Origin of the sequence: Paenibacillus sp. FSL K6-2859 (assembly GCF_038008265.1) — a bacterium.
Classification (GTDB): Bacteria; Bacillota; Bacilli; order Paenibacillales; family Paenibacillaceae; genus Paenibacillus_AQ; species Paenibacillus_AQ nitricinens.
In genome coordinates, this window is the sequence record NZ_JBBOYU010000001.1 from 29,649 (window position 1) to 45,521 (window position 15,873).

A 15,873-nucleotide genomic window follows, 5' to 3' on the forward strand; every position below is an offset into this window, starting at 1 on the left:
CATGTTTGGTGGCGATAGCGGAGGGGTTCCACGCGTACCCATCCCGAACACGACCGTTAAGCCCTCCAGCGCCGATGGTACTTGGACCGAAGGGTCCTGGGAGAGTAGGACGTTGCCAAGCAGATTAAGCCATTGTTGATAATATCAGCAGTGGCTTTTTTTATTTTTTTATTATGCAAGTATTTAAGGATAGTAATAACATTAGTATAGGTTACTGTGGAATGACATTTTTGTTACCGACGCTGCGGTGGATACAAGTATAATAGAAAAGTGCTAATAGTTAGCATATCTTTAATACGAAGGAACTACTCATAAATTCTAACTTTGAATTTTCTTGTGTCTTTAGATGCATTGTAGAGGTAGGGAGGATTTAAGGCATGAAACAATTAAAAATATTTAAGTTAATAATGATTTCTTGTATTTTAACTTTAATACTGGCAAGCTGCGGGACTAAAGAACCTAAGTGGGATACTTTTGAGAGTGCACTCATTGAGAAAAGCTTTCCTGTCCCACATGAAGCAAACTCACCAGACCAGACTACTACTAACGTTGCTATGGATTATGTACGTTATTCTTTACCTGGATTAAAGGAGAAGAATGGTATTCCGGATCCTTATTTGGAAGCTATTAAAGCCTGGGGATGGACAGAACAGGAAGATGATGATAGTGATTCTTCGGGTGTTTTTCTGAAGGATGGGTTAACGGTTCATTTAACAGTGCATGATGATTATTTTGTAGTGATGATTCCTAAAGAAAAGAAGACCTCCATTAAAGGCCTTAAGACAAAATAAAGAATCGCCATCCCTAAGGATGGCGGTTTATTTTTTAATAAGTGAAAATAATAAGAGATGTACTGATGCACTTTACTGAGAGTAATAGGATACATCGGTCGGATTGAATTTTAGCATACCTCCCTGATCCTGTCGATTCAGTCTGAACAGGGTATAAAGACGAGGCAGTAGGAGCCATAAGTGGCAAGTGATCAGTGAGACTGTAAATGCTGGCGGTGACCAGAAAATAAAGAGTGCTGCAATACAAAGACCGATATAGAAATTATGTAGCTGTACTTTACGGAATATACGGTAGCTAATGTGTTGATCAGGCATAAACCCTAACCAAGGCAGTTTAAATGAGACAGACCATCTTTTTGAAATGGGGTGTCCTGAGATTAAAAGAACTGAGCGTGAAATGACATATTGAACCCAGAAGGCTACAGGCGCTGCTATGATTATGTAGAGAATGCTCCACCAGGAAAGAAATACGGTTTCGAGCACAAGGACTATTAAGGGAAGCATAATATAAATAGGCAGCAGGCGTACCGTTAGATTGACTTTTTTAATTAGTTTATATTGATAGAATGTAGCTGCACCTTTGGTAGTGGGTTCCATAGATTATAGTCTAACCTCCTCGTGAATTCGTATGTTCTTAATATCGGCGATTGGATGTATTTTATTAAACTGCGGCGGAAATTCACCGATATAACTGCAACGGAATATATATAATGCACGATACAAAGGATATGAAAAAACTATGAAAAGGTTTAAAATGATAGAAGGTGTATCATACTGTTCTTAAAAGAGTCAAGGTGGGATGGTTATGGAACAGCAAACCGGGCAAGCTTGTATCATTTGTGGACAGGTAAAAGAGGAAGGTATTGTGATTGTCTCGCATTTTATTTGTGAGGAATGTGAGGCTGAGATGATACGTACCGAGGCTGAAGATGCCAAGTACCGTTTTTTTATCGGCCGGATGAAGAAGATCGGATTGCAAAAGAATGCTTAAGTAGAGTAACTCTGTTAAATGATGCAATTAAGAGAGCGGTCTGGATGAAAGATACGAAGGCTGCATTAGTAATATTCAATACACGGCTTCCTCGTTCTTCAGGCGGGAGGAGCCGTTTTGTTGTCCAAAGGGCTGCTTTTACACTGAAGCGTAGGCGTTTTCGAATATTTACGTTAAAATAGAAGGAACCCTATGGGAAGGAATTTAATATGAATAAATTAGAACGTTGTAGGGCGCCTATATACGAAATGCTGGAACAATATAGAATGATGGGTAATAGATCATATCATGTGCCAGGTCATAAGAATGGAGAGGCATATGATGGCGTTGATGGCGTTGAAGGCGCTGGCTTTTTAGATGAGGTAATGAAGTATGATGTTACGGAAATTTCCGGAACGGATGATCTTCATCATCCTGAGGGAGTTATCAAGGAAGCGCAAGAGTTAGCCGCAGATTGCTTTGGAGCAGAGGAAAGCTTTTTTCTGGTTGGAGGGAGTACAGCAGGCAATCTGGCTCTTATTCTAACCGCTTGTCCCGAGCCTGGAATGATTATGATTCTTCAACGCAATGTGCATAAGTCAGTCATTCATGGACTGATGTTGGCCGGAGTGCGTGCTGTTTTTCTGGAACCGCAGATAGACCCGCTTAGCGGTTTGGCAGTTGCGCCGGCGGCAGAAGCTGTTAAGGCTGCACTTGCAGCCTATCCCGAAGCCGCAGCTGTGCTTGTTACCATGCCGAATTATTATGGCATGGGTAGTGATCTTGCGTCCCTGGCGCGTATTTGTCACGACAGCGGTGTACCGCTGCTTGTGGATGAGGCGCACGGGGCGCATTACGGGCAGCACCCGGCGCTGCCAGCCGGGGCACTTGCTTGTGGCGCGGACGGCGTCGTGCAGTCCACGCACAAGATGCTCACAGCGATGACCATGGGCGCTATGCTGCATGTTCAGGGGCCGCGGCTCGACCGCGCCCTGCTCCGGCAGCGGCTCGCTATGGTGCAGAGCTCCAGCCCATCATATCCTATGATGGCGTCGCTGGATCTTGCCCGGCGGCTGTTGCACAGCCGAGGCAATGATGCCTTCACGGCGGGGCTGGCCGCCGTGGACGTCCTGAGGCGCGGGCTCGCGGAGCTGCCGCGCTACGGACTAGTGCAGCCGGCAAAGCCGCTGCACCCGAATACGCCGCCTGATTCTTTGGCGGCGTACGTGACACAGGACCCCTTTAAAGTCGTCATTTATGACGCCACCGGGGTCCTGAGCGGCTTCGAGCTGCAGCACAAGCTCGAAGCAAAGGGCTGCGTGCCGGAGATGAGCGACGAACGGCACGTAGTGCTGTTGTTCAGCCTTGGATCAAAGGCTGGAGACGCAGATCAACTGCTGCAGACGCTGCGAGAAATAGATTCGGAGGAACCTTACGAATCACTGAACGCTCCCGACTTATCAGGTTCTCGCAATATTTCCACGTGGAACAATTTCCATTCTTTGCAAATTTCAAATCCTGTCCCCTTCTCATTGAAGCCGGTGTCAGCGAATGAGATTGAAAGCATTGATCTTAAACAATGTGTGGATAGAGTGGCGGCAGAGATGGTTATTCCCTATCCACCAGGCATCCCAATATTATATCCGGGTGAAGTGATCACAGATCTGATCCAAAGAAGGCTGGCAAGTTTAGCTAAAGGAGGCGCCAAATTTCAGGCTTGTGCTGATCCGGTCTTGCAGCGTATTGAGGTATATAACATTAAGAAGGGCGGAGAAGCATAAGTGGGAAAAGAAGGTTTCTTTATATCATTAGAAGGGGGCGAAGGCTCCGGAAAAACAACGGTACTAGGTAGAGTAGCAGCCTATTTACAGAACCGGTCCATGCCTTATCGAATTACACGTGAGCCGGGTGGCGTTGAGATTGCTGAGAAGATTCGCTCCATTATTCTTGATCCTTCCCATACAGCTATGGATGCGCGTACAGAGGCATTGCTATACGCTGCAGCAAGAAGCCAACATCTCGCTGAAGTCGTTGAACCGGCTCTTAGAGAAGGGCTTACTGTGCTCTGTGACCGCTTTGTAGACAGCAGCCTTGTTTATCAAGGGCATGCGAGAGGGCTCGGAGTGGATGAGGTATGGAGTATTAATCGTTTTGCGATTGGGAACCGGATGCCGGATCTAACCTTTTATCTGGATGTAGATCCAGAGATAGGGTTGTCACGAATTGCAGCGAATGAAGAACGGGAAATCAATCGCCTGGATCTGGAAAGTCTTTCTTTTCATCAAAAGGTTCGTGAAGGCTATCAATTATTAATCCAGGACAATCCGGACAGAATAGTAGTTCTGGATGCTAATCGCCCGATCCATATGGTAGAACAAGATATTGTGAGAACTCTTGAAGAGAGAGTATTAAAGGGTTTTTAGGGTGTTTTGTCTAATATACTAAGAGAAGTGACATATAATTAGGCATGTGCTTATGATGTAAGGGTTACTACGAGAGGGCTTTCAGTAGTAATACACCATAAAATTATTGGGAGGGAATGCGAAGATGAAGTTGATCATTGCAATTATCCAGGATAAAGACAGTAACCGGTTGTCCAGCGAGCTAGTCAAAGCCAATTTCCGTGCTACTAAACTTGCAAGTACAGGTGGATTTCTACGGGCAGGGAATACGACATTTATGATCGGGGTAGAAGACAGTCAGATTGAATCTGTATTAACCGTAATCCGAAACAGCTGTAAAGTCCGTGAGCAATTAGTTACTCCGGTAACACCGATGAGTGGAACAACGGATTCGTATTTGCCACTTCCTGTCGAAGTACAAGTCGGTGGAGCTACTGTATTCGTACTTCCTGTAGATCGTTTTGAACATTATTAAGTATAATATAGAGTAGCAAGTCATTTACAAAAAAGGGCGGTAGATAACCTTTGAAGATCAATCCGGGGTATAGGCCCTTGAAGAGTGAAATGACAAATGCAGAAGGGGCTAATAAACCCGTTCAGCAAAAAACATTCTCTGATGTTTTTCAGCAGCAAAGTGAACAGAAAACCAAAGACGAACTAAATCGCCAGATCAAAGAGATACAGTCTCAAGGGGATCGTTTATCTAAGTCCATGACGATTCGTGAACTCACTATATACCGGATGATGATCAAAAGGTTTCTGGAAGAAACGGCTCGAAGAGGCGTTACTCTGAAAGAAACACGCGGATGGGATCGGCGTGGCCGTGGCAAGCGTTACAAGCTGCTTGAGGAAATTGATTCGGCTTTGCTATCTATGGCAGATGATTTGCTGAATAGCGAGCAGGGCCGGATAGATTTGTTGGGACGTGTTGGAGAAATCCGCGGGTTGTTAATCAACCTTTCTTTTTAAAATATAAGAAAGTATATGCTTTACACTATACTTTATCCTTATATTTCTTGATTAAACACTTACCGTCCTTATAAGGGCGCCGAAGGCGTTTATGTTTGAAAGTTTTGGGAGGAAATTATGCCTTTTCATGATATAGTAGGCCAGGAGAACGCCACGCGGCTACTCCAAAATGCCTTGCGCAAAGAAGCTGTGAGTCATGCTTATTTATTTACAGGGCCAGCAGGCAGTGGACAAATGAAAACGGCGCTGATGTTTGCCCAAGCTATATTTTGTACCCAGAGCAAGGACGATGCCTGTGGGGAATGCCTGGAGTGCCGCAAAGTAGAGCATGGAAACCACCCTGATTTGTCACTGCTGCAGCCAGATGGGGCAAGTATTAAAATAGATCAAATCCGTGAGCTGCAGCGCGTCTTTTCCTATCGGTCAGAGGGTGTGAATCCGAAAGTATATATTATAGATGGAGCAGACAAAATGACGGTACAAGCTGCCAATAGTCTGCTGAAATTTCTGGAGGAACCACCAGCTCCGGCTGTTGGAATCTTAATTTCTGATAATAGCCGTTCCTTATTGCCAACCATTCAGTCGCGGACCCAGCGGATTCCATTTAGTCCGTTAAACCCGGATATTATGCTCCAAGCTCTGGCAAGTGAGGGCGTTCCCATACCCTTAGCTCGATGTGCAGTATCACTTAGTTCAGGATTTGATGGTTGCAGGAAACTTTTGGAACAGAATTGGTTTGCAGAAATGAGAAATGTAATGTTACAATTAGCTAAGGAGTCCTTAGGCAAGGGCAGCTCCGCTGTAGCAACTGCTGGGCAGAAGCTGTTCAAGACCGGACTCGCTGAACATTTGGATATCTTCTTCAGCATGTTCCATCTGTGGTTTAAAGATATGCTTTACTTCCTGTATCGTAAGCATGAGAGTATCGTTTTCATAGATCAGTTAGACTTTATTTCCAGGCATGCCCGTGAGCGGAGTGCGGAACAATGGGTGGCTTATATGGGATTTGCTGCAGAGAGTTCGAAGAAGCTGCGATCCAATGCCAATGCCCAGTTGTGTCTGGAGCAGTTTTTAATCCGACTGGAAAGTTAAAGGATTAGTTATGATATATCCTCCGGATGTCGCTTTACCTGGAAATATCGTTTTAACAGACGAGGAAGGACAAGCATGGATCATCAGGGAGCGGACATGCCCATAGGTTCCTTTTACCGGCAAACAAGGGGGTTAATTTTTGTACAGCGTAGTAGGTGTCCGTTTTAAAAAAGCGGGTAAAATATATTATTTTGATCCACTTGATTTTCCGATTGAACGGGATCAATATGTTATTGTGGAGACAGCACGTGGGGTTGAATACGGTAAAGTTGTCGTAGGTAAAAAAGAGGTGGAAGAATCCGACGTAGTTTTGCCCCTCAAAAAAGTGATGCGTATTGCCGGAGAAACCGACGCACGCGTAGTTGAAGAGAACAAAGGGGCCGCTAAAGAGGCTTTTACCACCTGTTTAAATAAAATACGCGACCATGGTCTCAAAATGAAGCTCGTCGATGTAGAGTTTACTTTTGACCGTAATAAGATTATATTTTACTTTACGGCCGAAGGACGGGTCGACTTTAGAGAATTGGTTAAAGATCTAGCAAGTATTTTTCGGACCCGCATTGAGCTACGGCAAATTGGGGTGCGTGATGAGGCTAAAATGCTAGGTGGACTTGGACCTTGTGGGCGAGTACTTTGTTGTTCATCTTGGTTAGGGGATTTTGAACCCGTATCCATTAAAATGGCGAAGGATCAGAACCTGTCACTTAATCCGACGAAGATTTCAGGACTTTGTGGACGTCTGATGTGTTGTTTGAAATTTGAGCATGACAATTATGAGAGTGTGAAGGAAGAAATGCCAGCGGTCGGCAAGATTGTCGTGACCTCATTGGGTGATGGCAAAGTAGTAGGACTTAATGCCGGAAGCCGTACGGTTCATGTACAGTTGTTTGAAGTGGGCAAAGTTAAGGAACTTCCAATGGATGATGTTGTCGTCAAGTAAACCATTATAAGGTTACTTTCGGGGTGGAAACTTGGAGAAGAAAAATATATTTGCACACATGCAGGATATGGAAGCACAGATGGAAACGATGCGCGCCAATCTTGGAGAATGGAAACAGACGGTAAAAGAACTGATGGAAGCGAATCAGAGGTTAACTCTGGAGAATGAACAGCTTCGCAAAATTTTAAAGCGGGATGCACCTTTGGATCCTACCGTAGATTCTGCGGAGGCGGAAGCTCTTTTAGCTGCCGGAGAGGGAACAGAAGAGGTTGTCGGGGAAGGTTATGACAACTTGGCCCGGCTTTACCATGAAGGCTTTCACATCTGTAATGTTTATTTTGGACATTTACGCACGGAAGGTGATTGTCTGTTCTGTCTTTCTTTTCTTAATAAATGAGGATATCCAGCCGTAGGAGATTGATCCTACGGTTTTTTTTGAATTTCAGCTGAATGAAGATAGTCTTGTTTCGATGATTATGCACAGAGATTTTAGCTCAACAAAAATTTTTAGGAGATTACTACATGACAAATTCTTTTAACGATATATCTGTTCCTCTGCTGCCGACGGAGCGGGTGGATGATTTATTAACGCATGACTTGCGAATTATTCAAAGTGATGAAGTATTCAGCTTTTCTATGGATGCTGTACTGCTTGCCCGTTTCGCCAGCGTTCCGCCCCGTGGGAGAGTCCTGGATCTTTGTACTGGAAATGGTGTAATTCCTATTTTGATGACGACCCGAACTAAAGCTTCTATAGAAGGGATTGAAATTCAGCCCCGTTTAGCGGATATGGCTCGACGTAGCGTGGCTCTAAATGGGCTACAGGATCAGGTTGTGATCCATGAAGGCGATTTACGTGAGTTATATAAAGTAGCAGGACATGGCGTATATGATGCAATAACAGTCAATCCTCCTTATATGCCGCTTAACGGCAGTGACCTCAAGCTGAACACTCATCAGGCTATGGCTCGTCATGAAATCGGATGTACACTGGAGGAGGTTATTCAAGCCTGTGTGAGACTGGTTCGCACCGGAGGAAAGGTAAGTATGGTTCACAAGCCACAACGATTGGTCGATATTATTAGTCTGATGAGAAAATATAGGCTCGAGCCCAAAATTATCCGCTTTGTACATCCACGTGCGCATCTGGAGGCTAACATGGTATTAATCGAAGCGATACGTGATGGTAAGCCGGAGGTTCGTTTACATCCACCACTCATTGTATATAATGAGGACAATCAATACTGTCCAGAAATTATGGACATCTACTATGGTGCTAAAGAGGGTAAATCATGACGATATCATGCCAAAGCAGTTTTCAGAACAATAACAATACACATAAGCAGGAATCAACCGGTTCACTCTTTTTGGTGGCAACACCCATCGGTAATTTAGAGGATATGACTTATCGTGCTGTTCGCACATTGCAGGAATGCGATATTATTGCAGCTGAGGATACAAGACAAACCCGGAAATTGTTGAGTCATTTTGAAATTACACCCTCTATGCTGTTCAGTTATCATGAGCATAATAAGGCTGCAAGTGGACCTGAACTTATCCGCTATATAATAGAAGGAAAAAATTTGGCACTCGTCAGCGATGCCGGTTTACCAGCCATTTCCGACCCTGGTGCAGACCTTGTAGCCCTTGCCATAAGTCACGGTATACCAGTAATTCCTATACCCGGAGCTAACGCAGCTTTGTCAGCATTGATTGCCTCTGGTCTGCCTACGACTACTTTCACCTTTATCGGCTTCTTACCTCGAGAACGTAAAGATATCCGTGCGGTATTAAGTCCACTTCGTTCGGCGCAAGGGACTATATTGTTCTACGAATCTCCACATCGCGTGGTGAAGACACTGGCTCATCTCCATGAAGCATTTGGCAATCGGCGAATTGTGCTTGCTCGTGAACTGACGAAGAGATATGAGGAGTTTCTACGTGGGACGATCGAGGAATGTACGGATTGGCTCGCTGAACATCCACCGCTTGGTGAGTATGTCATTGTCGTTGAAGGTGAGAGCAAGGAAGATGCTGAAATGGCGGAATCGGCTTGGTGGCGCCAGTTAAGTATTGAAGAACATGTTGCTCATTACGAAGCAGCAGATATGCCGCGTAAAGAAGCTATGAAAAAAGCAGCCTCTGATCGTGGTGTGTCAAAGCGGGATATTTATAACGCACTTCTGGATAAAGCGGAGCAGCAGTAAGTGTTATTGACGGATTCTAATTCTAAGAGGTTAACAAGGTGCGGAGGGGTATTACGAAGCTGACGAGATTCTAGCCTGAAGGTGGTTCCCAAAAGGAAGCCCAATATAGACCAGATCATGGTAAAAACTCGTTTTACTTCATGCTCTCACCGCATTCCCCATCATTATTAGGTATCATGGGGGGAGTAAATCCTTGTAGACATCTTTTGGGGCGGGAAACACAGGTGATTGCAGAAAAAAAATACCTCCCGCGGTCACGGGAGGTCAAGGAGATATGAAAAGGTTAGAATTAACAATTTGATTAGTTCTATTATATACTATTTATTTTAGTTTGTCACAGGGGTAGGGATAGTAGAAATGCATTCATGACAAACTATTTTTCCTTTGAAGTAAGTTACGTTCTCAGCGTTGCCGCAGAAAATGCAGGCAGGCTCATATTTCTTAAGCATAATGCGCTCACCATCAACGTAAATTTCAAGTGCGTCTTTTTCACCAATGCCAAGAGTACGGCGCAATTCGATGGGAATAACTACCCGTCCAAGTTCGTCTACTTTTCTTACAATTCCTGTTGATTTCATCATACCAATCGTTACTCCTCTCAATGTTCCAAAAACGTCATTATTCGACATTGTTCACTGTTTTATGATATTCATAATACCAACGATTCCCAAAACAGTCAACCTTTTTTCATAGGTTGAATTAAGAACTTTTTCACTAAAACTTTGAATTGCCTATACCAATTGCGAATTCTAAAAAAAAAGTAAAAATAAACTTTGTCGATTTACCAAGACTAAAAACGTCATCATTCGACAAAGTACGACATAATTACTTATTATATACTTATATTGGTTAAAATCATATTAAATTTAATAAAGGAGTTGATCTCATGAAGCAGCCGCTCACAGAAGAAAAGGTTTTCAAAGATCCGGTTCACAATTATATCCACGTGCAGGATACTATTATTTGGCGACTAATAAATACAAAGGAATTTCAGCGTTTACGCCGGATACGCCAGCTGGGTACCTCGTATCTCACCTTTCATGGCGCAGAGCATAGTCGGTTTTCTCATTCTCTAGGGGTATACGAAATTACACGTAGAATTATTTCGCAATTTGAACGAAGCGGTTATAAGGATTGGATTCCTGAAGAAAGTCTGCTCACCTTGTGTGCGGCTTTGCTGCACGATCTGGGGCATGGTCCATTTTCCCATTCTATAGAAGAAGCCTTTGAAATGAATCATGAGGATTGGACTTGTCGAATTATTCTGGAGGACACAGAGATTACTGAGATCTTGCGTGATGTGGAGGAGGATTTTCCTCGTAAAGTAGCCTCAGTAATCGCTAAAACTTATGAGCATGAAATTGTTGTAAATCTGGTTTCAAGTCCGCTAGATGCTGATCGCATGGATTATTTGCTGCGTGATGCGTACTATACAGGTGTAAACTATGGAACGATCGACATTGATCGGATTTTAAGAATGCTGCGTCCTTATAATGGTCGAGTTGTTGTAAAAGAATCGGGAATGCATGCCATTGAAGATTATTTAATGTCGCGTTATCAAATGTACTGGCAAGTGTATTTTCATCCGGTGACACGTAGCTCAGAGATTATTTTGCGACAAATTTTCCGTAGAGCCAAGGAGCTTTTCCAAGAGGGGTACAATTTTAGTTTCATGATTAATCCGCTGGAGGATTTGTTCCGTGGTGAGGTGACAGTAAAGCAATATTTAATGCTGGATGAAGCACTGGTACAGACGGCTTTTATGCAGTGGACGCTTGAAAAAGATGAGCTACTAAGCGACTTGTGCACCCGTTTTATTCATCGTAAACTGTATAAATACGTTGAGATGGAGAATCTCGATACAGATATGATTACTGAAATTCGCAGCAGTTTTGCGGCAGCGGGTCTTCACCCAGAATATGATTTGGAGATTGATTTTCCGACAGATCTGCCCTATGATGTGTTCCGTCCGGGAGAAGCTTTTGACAATAAACAAATTCTGCTGCTTGATCGGCATGATCATCTGCGGGAAATTTCAGAGGTATCCGATATTGTACGTTCTATTAGCGGCATTCACCGTGGCAGATATCATCTTTATTTTCCTCAGGATAAGTTGAGAAAAGTGCTTACACGATTGCCTTCTTCTATCGCAGAGATTTTTGCAAAATAATACAAAAAAATATAGCATTTTTGACAAGGAGTGAAGGTTAAAATGTATCTGTTTGACACACATACGCATCTGGATGCGCCTCAATTCGACGAGGATCGCGAAGAAGTTATCGCTCGTGCTGTAGAAGCAGGAGTTAGCAAGATGATTAATATCGGATTTAATCGGGAGACGATTCCCTCAACGATGAAGCTGGCGGAATCTTACGATTATATTTATGCGGCAGTGGGTTGGCATCCTCAGGATGCGATTGATATGAAAGATGGAGATCTCGATTGGATCGCTTCTCTATGCAGTCATAAGAAAGTGGTGGCGATCGGTGAAATCGGACTGGATTATTACTGGGATACTTCTCCCAAGGATGTGCAGCATGAAGTTTTTCGCAAGCAAATTGGACTAGCCCGCGAACTGAATATGCCGATTTGTATTCATGATCGTGATGCCCATGAGGATGTTGTACGGATTTTACGGGAGGAAAAAGCAAATGAGGTTGGAGGCGTGATGCACTCGTTCTCTGGAAGCTGGGAAACGGCTAAGATGTGCTTGAATCTTGGTTTTCATTTATCCTTTGGAGGACCTATTACGTTCAAAAATGCAAGAGTGCCAAAAGAAGTACTTGCGCAGACCCCTCTAGACCGATTATTGATCGAAACCGATGCTCCATATTTGACTCCGCACCCCTTCCGCGGAAAGCGAAATGAGAGCGCTCATGTGAAGCTGGTAGCAGAGGCAGCAGCTGAAATTAAAGGGTTAACATGGGAAGAATTGGCTAAAATAACGTATGCGAACGCACTGGAACGATTTGGGATTGAGTGAAAACGGGAGAAAAACAGGCGAAAAATAGAGAATGGCCGATATATTAAACTTTTTTAATATAAAAACAGCTGAATATTACAATATTTTAACCATATTTTTGCTTAAACGTGGTTGAATCGTCCTTTACAACATGCATCAAAACAGGATATCATCTTTTCAGTGATGTGAGCTGTGTTACAGTGACAGCCATATATTCATGGATCGTCTCGCTGAGTCTCCGTATGGAGAACGGGGGAACCAATATTGACCTGCCGCATGCCTGTATTTAAAATACGGTTTAGACGTGCCGTAGGACAGTATTTGATTTCTTCACGTGGTCTTTGGGGTGAATTTAAGGGCAACCGCCATGAGCGGGTGACCTGAAATAGGGCGTCTCTCTTTCGTCCGAACCCGACAGCTAACCCCGTAAGCGCAAGTAAGAGAGGCAACCTCGTGCACAAGCATTCTCTATTCTGATATTGGAGAAGCCACGAAAGAGTCCTCAGTTGAACTCTTTTTAGGCTTTTTTATTTTTGAATAAATAGAATGTTACCCACATACTGTTATATAACAGGGGTGGGAGTAGCTGTGCCGAGCAGGCGATCCATGAGCAGGAGACGCTAAGTTATTACGTGCGTGTCCTGTGACAATCTCAAATAGTTTCGTCAAAGGAATTCAGTCCTCATGATATACAATTGACGACGGGGCTATGTAAGGAGGATGGAGAGAATGGGCGTATTCCAACCAGAAGTATCCCATGATTCGCAGTCATCCAGCAGGTCTTTCGCATTACGGTGGGAGCAAGTAAATACTCGCGTGCTTTTACTTGCAGGCGTGATTTCAGTCGCTATCGCGTTACTTATTCTGCTGTACGTACACGGTCAAAGTAACAAACAATTATTTTTAGTAATAGACGGGCAAACACAGACGCTTGAAACGCGGGAAGCGCTTCTTGGTGATGTGTTGGAGAAAGAGCAAATTTCGCTACAGCCGCATGATGAACTATCTTTAGGTCTGAGTGATGAAATAAAAGACGGTGACCGTGTCGTTATCAATCGTGCGCAGAAAATTAGTCTTACTGCGGATGGAGCAACAAAAACGTTATATACGACCGAGGATACAATTGGTAAAGCAATTGAGAAAATGGGCATTACCCTAGAAGGTCATGATAAGATTTTCCCTTCGTTAGACACCACCATTTCTGCAAACATGGAGGTTAAGATTGTTCGCATCAACAAACAGACCGTACAGCGAACAACTGACTTACCCTTCAGAGTCATCAAGACAGCAGACCCCTCCCTTACTGTGGGAACAGTTAGAGTGGCACAGGCAGGCAAACCAGGCGTCATGATTCAGCATATTGAAAAGATCTACCAAGACGGAGAACTGGCCTCTATGCGCATGATTGGTAAGGAAGTACAAACGGTAACGAAAGATAAGATTATTGCCGTTGGTACCAAAGCACTTCCTAAGCCGGCTGTAGCTAAGACTACAACAACTTCCAAATCAAACACCACTTCAAAAACGGCTAAAGTTAGCGCCAAGACTAATAACGTCACAAGCAAGGCTGGCGTAGACTTTGAGTACAAGAAGATGATTAAGAATGTCTCCATGACAGCTTATTCGTCAGAAGAGGCAGGTATAGGTACCAAAACGGCTTCCGGAACACGCGTAACGGAAGGTCGCACAATTGCTGTAGATCCGAATGTAATTCCTATTGGCTGGTGGGTATATATCGAGGGACTTGGATTCCGCCGAGCAGAAGATACTGGCGGTGCCATTAAGGGCAATAAAGTAGATGTCTACTACGATTCACTGAGCCATGTTCGTAATTTCGGTCGTAAATCACGAACCGTTTATGTGATTGGACCTGTGAAGCCGGAGTTAAACTAGGCTGAAGCTTTTGCAAATTATTCTTTGATAAGCTATAGTGATGATAACCGTTAAGGAACGCCAGATGATCATTTCGTTGATCGCAGAGCAACCGCTCATCACTTATACATTCTTTAACCAAAAGAAGAGGAGCGAAACCTCTTCTTTTTTGCTTTTTTTGGAAGGAGTCAGAGATATGATTAAGGAACTAATTGTCGTCGAAGGTAAGAGTGATACCGTCGCTGTTAAACGCGCTGTAGAAGCAGATACGATCGAAACAGGGGGCTCGGCTGTAGACCGGACCGTAATTGCGAAGATCGCGCTTGCTATGGAGCGTAGAGGGGTGATTATTCTTACGGACCCGGATCACGCCGGTGAACGAATCCGCAAGATTGTGTCTGCAAAGGTGCCGGGCTGCAAGCATGCCTTCATTCCGGAGAAGGACGCAACCCGCAAAGGAGATATCGGTGTGGAGAACGCTTCTCCAGAGGCGATTCGTCATGCGCTGCGGAATGTACATACCTCTTTTGAAGGAGCACCTGCTTTAATCGGACTTGATGATCTAATGGCCGCTGGAATGCTTGTACACCCTCGGGCAGCTGAAAGACGTATGGCACTTGGTAATTTGCTTGGAATCGGATATTGTAATGGCAAACAGCTGTACAAGCGGCTGGCGATGTTTGGAATTACGCGGGAGGAATTTGCCGGAGCTCTCGCCCAAATTGATCAGGGGGGCATTACTTCATGAGTGGTAGAGAGGAAATTTCAACTCCAAAACGGACGAAAGAAATTATTCAACGTTATGGATTCAAGTTCAAGAAGAGCTTAGGACAGAATTTTTTGATTGATCAAAATATATTGGACAAGATTGTAGACGCTGCCGGGCTAGATAGCGGCTCTGGGGCATTGGAGATCGGTCCCGGCATTGGGGCGCTGACAGAACGTTTGGCGCTAACATCTGGAGCGGTAACCGCTGTGGAGATCGACCGTAGATTGATTCCTATTTTAAGAGACGTACTTTCCCCTTATCCGCATGTTAAGGTTCGTAATGATGATGTTCTGAATGTAAATCTGCAGGAGTTGTTCAAAGAAGATTTTGCATCCGTGAACAAGGTAAGCGTAGTTGCCAATCTGCCGTATTATGTGACTACTCCGATTCTGATGAAGCTGCTCGAAGAGAAGCTTCCACTTGATAACATCGTTGTAATGATTCAGAAAGAGGTTGCGGAGCGTATGGCTGCTTCTCCGGGAGGAAAGGAATATGGGAGCCTTAGCATTGCCGTGCAGTACTACAGCGAGCCTGAGCTCGTCTGCATTGTGCCGCGTACGGTGTTCATTCCTCAACCTAATGTGGAGTCCGCTGTAATCCGTCTAAAGGTAAGAGAGCGTCCACCGGTAGAAGTTGAGAGTGAGAAGCACTTCTTTGAGGTCGTCCAAGCTTCTTTCACACAGCGCCGTAAGACGATTGCTAACAATCTCAAGGCTCGTTACTTCCCTGGAGAGGGACGTGAGCGTCTGGAGGCTTTACTCGCAGAAGCTGGGATTGAACCAACCCGTCGTGGAGAAACGTTAAGTCTAGAAGAATACGCCCGATTGAGCGGTGTTCTGTTGGCTGCTGGAATTGAATAAGCTAAAAACATAGCTAGTTATGAACCAACTGAGGCCTTT

At 44.3% G+C, this 15,873-nt stretch carries 18 protein-coding genes, 1 rRNA gene and 1 riboswitch; of the genes, 17 read left to right on the forward strand and 2 right to left on the reverse strand.

The window, feature by feature from the left end; all coding sequences use genetic code 11:
* Positions 1–4: 4 nt before the first annotated feature.
* Both rrf and MHB64_RS00115 read left to right on the forward strand, forming a co-directional pair.
* Positions 5–121, forward strand: a 5S ribosomal RNA gene (gene rrf, locus MHB64_RS00110).
* A 256-nt stretch (positions 122–377) separates the two neighbouring features.
* On the forward strand, positions 378–791 hold the full coding sequence (locus tag MHB64_RS00115) for a hypothetical protein (RefSeq protein ID WP_094877212.1): 414 nt from the start codon (positions 378–380) through the stop codon (positions 789–791).
* Positions 792–863: 72 nt separating this feature from the next.
* Here MHB64_RS00115 and MHB64_RS00120 read toward each other — a convergent pair whose 3' ends face one another.
* Positions 864–1,388: a hypothetical protein gene (locus MHB64_RS00120; protein WP_341133468.1), complete on the reverse strand. Its 525-nt coding sequence runs from the start codon at positions 1,386–1,388 to the stop codon at positions 864–866.
* A 208-nt stretch (positions 1,389–1,596) separates the two neighbouring features.
* On the opposite strand from MHB64_RS00120, the gene MHB64_RS00125 reads away from it, so the two are divergent.
* The 10 genes from MHB64_RS00125 (at position 1,597) to rsmI (ending at position 9,371) form a co-directional block, all read left to right on the forward strand.
* Positions 1,597–1,782, forward strand: a complete 186-nt coding sequence (locus MHB64_RS00125; RefSeq protein ID WP_042123074.1) for a sigma factor G inhibitor Gin — start codon at positions 1,597–1,599, stop codon at positions 1,780–1,782.
* A 209-nt stretch (positions 1,783–1,991) separates the two neighbouring features.
* Entirely contained in the window at positions 1,992–3,542 is a 1,551-nt protein-coding gene (locus tag MHB64_RS00130; protein WP_341133469.1) for an aminotransferase class I/II-fold pyridoxal phosphate-dependent enzyme, read from the forward strand.
* Positions 3,543–4,184 (forward strand): dTMP kinase, encoded by a 642-nt coding sequence (gene tmk / locus MHB64_RS00135; RefSeq protein WP_341133470.1) that lies wholly within the window; start codon positions 3,543–3,545, stop codon positions 4,182–4,184.
* A gap of 124 nt (positions 4,185–4,308) precedes the next feature.
* Positions 4,309–4,638 (forward strand): cyclic-di-AMP receptor, encoded by a 330-nt coding sequence (locus MHB64_RS00140; RefSeq protein WP_042183817.1) that lies wholly within the window; start codon positions 4,309–4,311, stop codon positions 4,636–4,638.
* A gap of 50 nt (positions 4,639–4,688) precedes the next feature.
* Entirely contained in the window at positions 4,689–5,132 is a 444-nt protein-coding gene (locus MHB64_RS00145) for a YaaR family protein (protein ID WP_094872035.1), read from the forward strand.
* 117 nt (positions 5,133–5,249) lie between these two features.
* Positions 5,250–6,224, forward strand: a complete 975-nt coding sequence (gene holB / locus MHB64_RS00150) for a DNA polymerase III subunit delta' (protein WP_094872033.1) — start codon at positions 5,250–5,252, stop codon at positions 6,222–6,224.
* Positions 6,225–6,363: 139 nt separating this feature from the next.
* The gene (locus MHB64_RS00155) at positions 6,364–7,164 is read left to right on the forward strand and encodes a PSP1 domain-containing protein (protein WP_042123087.1); all 801 of its coding nucleotides are present in this window, start codon (positions 6,364–6,366) and stop codon (positions 7,162–7,164) included.
* Positions 7,165–7,195: 31 nt separating this feature from the next.
* Positions 7,196–7,561, forward strand: coding sequence for a DNA replication initiation control protein YabA (yabA, locus tag MHB64_RS00160; RefSeq protein ID WP_042123089.1), 366 nt, complete (start codon positions 7,196–7,198; stop codon positions 7,559–7,561).
* 125 nt (positions 7,562–7,686) lie between these two features.
* Positions 7,687–8,460 carry a tRNA1(Val) (adenine(37)-N6)-methyltransferase gene (locus MHB64_RS00165; RefSeq protein ID WP_042183822.1) on the forward strand — a complete coding sequence of 258 codons (774 nt, stop codon included), beginning with the start codon at positions 7,687–7,689 and terminating at the stop codon, positions 8,458–8,460.
* Positions 8,457–9,371 carry a 16S rRNA (cytidine(1402)-2'-O)-methyltransferase gene (gene rsmI, locus MHB64_RS00170; RefSeq protein ID WP_094872031.1) on the forward strand — a complete coding sequence of 305 codons (915 nt, stop codon included), beginning with the start codon at positions 8,457–8,459 and terminating at the stop codon, positions 9,369–9,371. Before MHB64_RS00165 ends, rsmI begins: the two co-directional genes overlap by 4 nt.
* 326 nt (positions 9,372–9,697) lie before the next feature.
* Here the strand turns inward: rsmI and MHB64_RS00175 are convergent, their stop codons facing one another.
* Positions 9,698–9,952 carry an AbrB/MazE/SpoVT family DNA-binding domain-containing protein gene (locus tag MHB64_RS00175; RefSeq protein WP_042123095.1) on the reverse strand — a complete coding sequence of 85 codons (255 nt, stop codon included), beginning with the start codon at positions 9,950–9,952 and terminating at the stop codon, positions 9,698–9,700.
* Positions 9,953–10,257: 305 nt separating this feature from the next.
* Here MHB64_RS00175 and MHB64_RS00180 point away from each other — a divergent pair, with 305 nt between their 5' ends.
* The 5 genes from MHB64_RS00180 (at position 10,258) to rsmA (ending at position 15,834) form a co-directional block, all read left to right on the forward strand.
* Entirely contained in the window at positions 10,258–11,541 is a 1,284-nt protein-coding gene (locus MHB64_RS00180; protein WP_094872030.1) for an HD domain-containing protein, read from the forward strand.
* Positions 11,542–11,583: 42 nt separating this feature from the next.
* Positions 11,584–12,354 (forward strand): TatD family hydrolase, encoded by a 771-nt coding sequence (locus MHB64_RS00185; RefSeq protein WP_094872028.1) that lies wholly within the window; start codon positions 11,584–11,586, stop codon positions 12,352–12,354.
* 197 nt (positions 12,355–12,551) lie between these two features.
* A riboswitch (cyclic di-AMP (ydaO/yuaA leader) is annotated at positions 12,552–12,781 on the forward strand.
* Positions 12,782–13,062: 281 nt separating this feature from the next.
* Positions 13,063–14,226, forward strand: coding sequence for a 3D domain-containing protein (locus MHB64_RS00190; protein WP_094872027.1), 1,164 nt, complete (start codon positions 13,063–13,065; stop codon positions 14,224–14,226).
* Between the two features lie 175 nt (positions 14,227–14,401).
* Positions 14,402–14,953 (forward strand): ribonuclease M5, encoded by a 552-nt coding sequence (gene rnmV, locus MHB64_RS00195; RefSeq protein WP_042183831.1) that lies wholly within the window; start codon positions 14,402–14,404, stop codon positions 14,951–14,953.
* Positions 14,950–15,834, forward strand: coding sequence for a 16S rRNA (adenine(1518)-N(6)/adenine(1519)-N(6))-dimethyltransferase RsmA (gene rsmA / locus MHB64_RS00200; protein ID WP_094872025.1), 885 nt, complete (start codon positions 14,950–14,952; stop codon positions 15,832–15,834). The genes rnmV and rsmA overlap by 4 nt, the downstream gene beginning before the upstream one ends.
* Positions 15,835–15,873: the final 39 nt, after the last annotated feature.

Excerpts from the sequence above, each read along its gene's own strand:
- MHB64_RS00190 (WP_094872027.1), top strand. The coding sequence starts at position 13,063 with ATGGGCGTATTCCAACCAGAAGTATCCCATGATTCGCAGTCATCCAGC.
- MHB64_RS00125 (WP_042123074.1), top strand. The coding sequence starts at position 1,597 with ATGGAACAGCAAACCGGGCAAGCTTGTATCATTTGTGGACAGGTAAAA.
- MHB64_RS00120 (WP_341133468.1), bottom strand. The coding sequence starts at position 1,388 with ATGGAACCCACTACCAAAGGTGCAGCTACATTCTATCAATATAAACTA.
- MHB64_RS00185 (WP_094872028.1), top strand. The coding sequence starts at position 11,584 with ATGTATCTGTTTGACACACATACGCATCTGGATGCGCCTCAATTCGAC.
- rsmI (WP_094872031.1), top strand. The coding sequence starts at position 8,457 with ATGACGATATCATGCCAAAGCAGTTTTCAGAACAATAACAATACACAT.
- MHB64_RS00115 (WP_094877212.1), top strand. The coding sequence starts at position 378 with ATGAAACAATTAAAAATATTTAAGTTAATAATGATTTCTTGTATTTTA.
- MHB64_RS00140 (WP_042183817.1), top strand. The coding sequence starts at position 4,309 with ATGAAGTTGATCATTGCAATTATCCAGGATAAAGACAGTAACCGGTTG.
- holB (WP_094872033.1), top strand. The coding sequence starts at position 5,250 with ATGCCTTTTCATGATATAGTAGGCCAGGAGAACGCCACGCGGCTACTC.
- MHB64_RS00130 (WP_341133469.1), top strand. The coding sequence starts at position 1,992 with ATGAATAAATTAGAACGTTGTAGGGCGCCTATATACGAAATGCTGGAA.
- MHB64_RS00165 (WP_042183822.1), top strand. The coding sequence starts at position 7,687 with ATGACAAATTCTTTTAACGATATATCTGTTCCTCTGCTGCCGACGGAG.
- rsmA (WP_094872025.1), top strand. The coding sequence starts at position 14,950 with ATGAGTGGTAGAGAGGAAATTTCAACTCCAAAACGGACGAAAGAAATT.
- rnmV (WP_042183831.1), top strand. The coding sequence starts at position 14,402 with ATGATTAAGGAACTAATTGTCGTCGAAGGTAAGAGTGATACCGTCGCT.
- MHB64_RS00180 (WP_094872030.1), top strand. The coding sequence starts at position 10,258 with ATGAAGCAGCCGCTCACAGAAGAAAAGGTTTTCAAAGATCCGGTTCAC.
- MHB64_RS00175 (WP_042123095.1), bottom strand. The coding sequence starts at position 9,952 with ATGATGAAATCAACAGGAATTGTAAGAAAAGTAGACGAACTTGGACGG.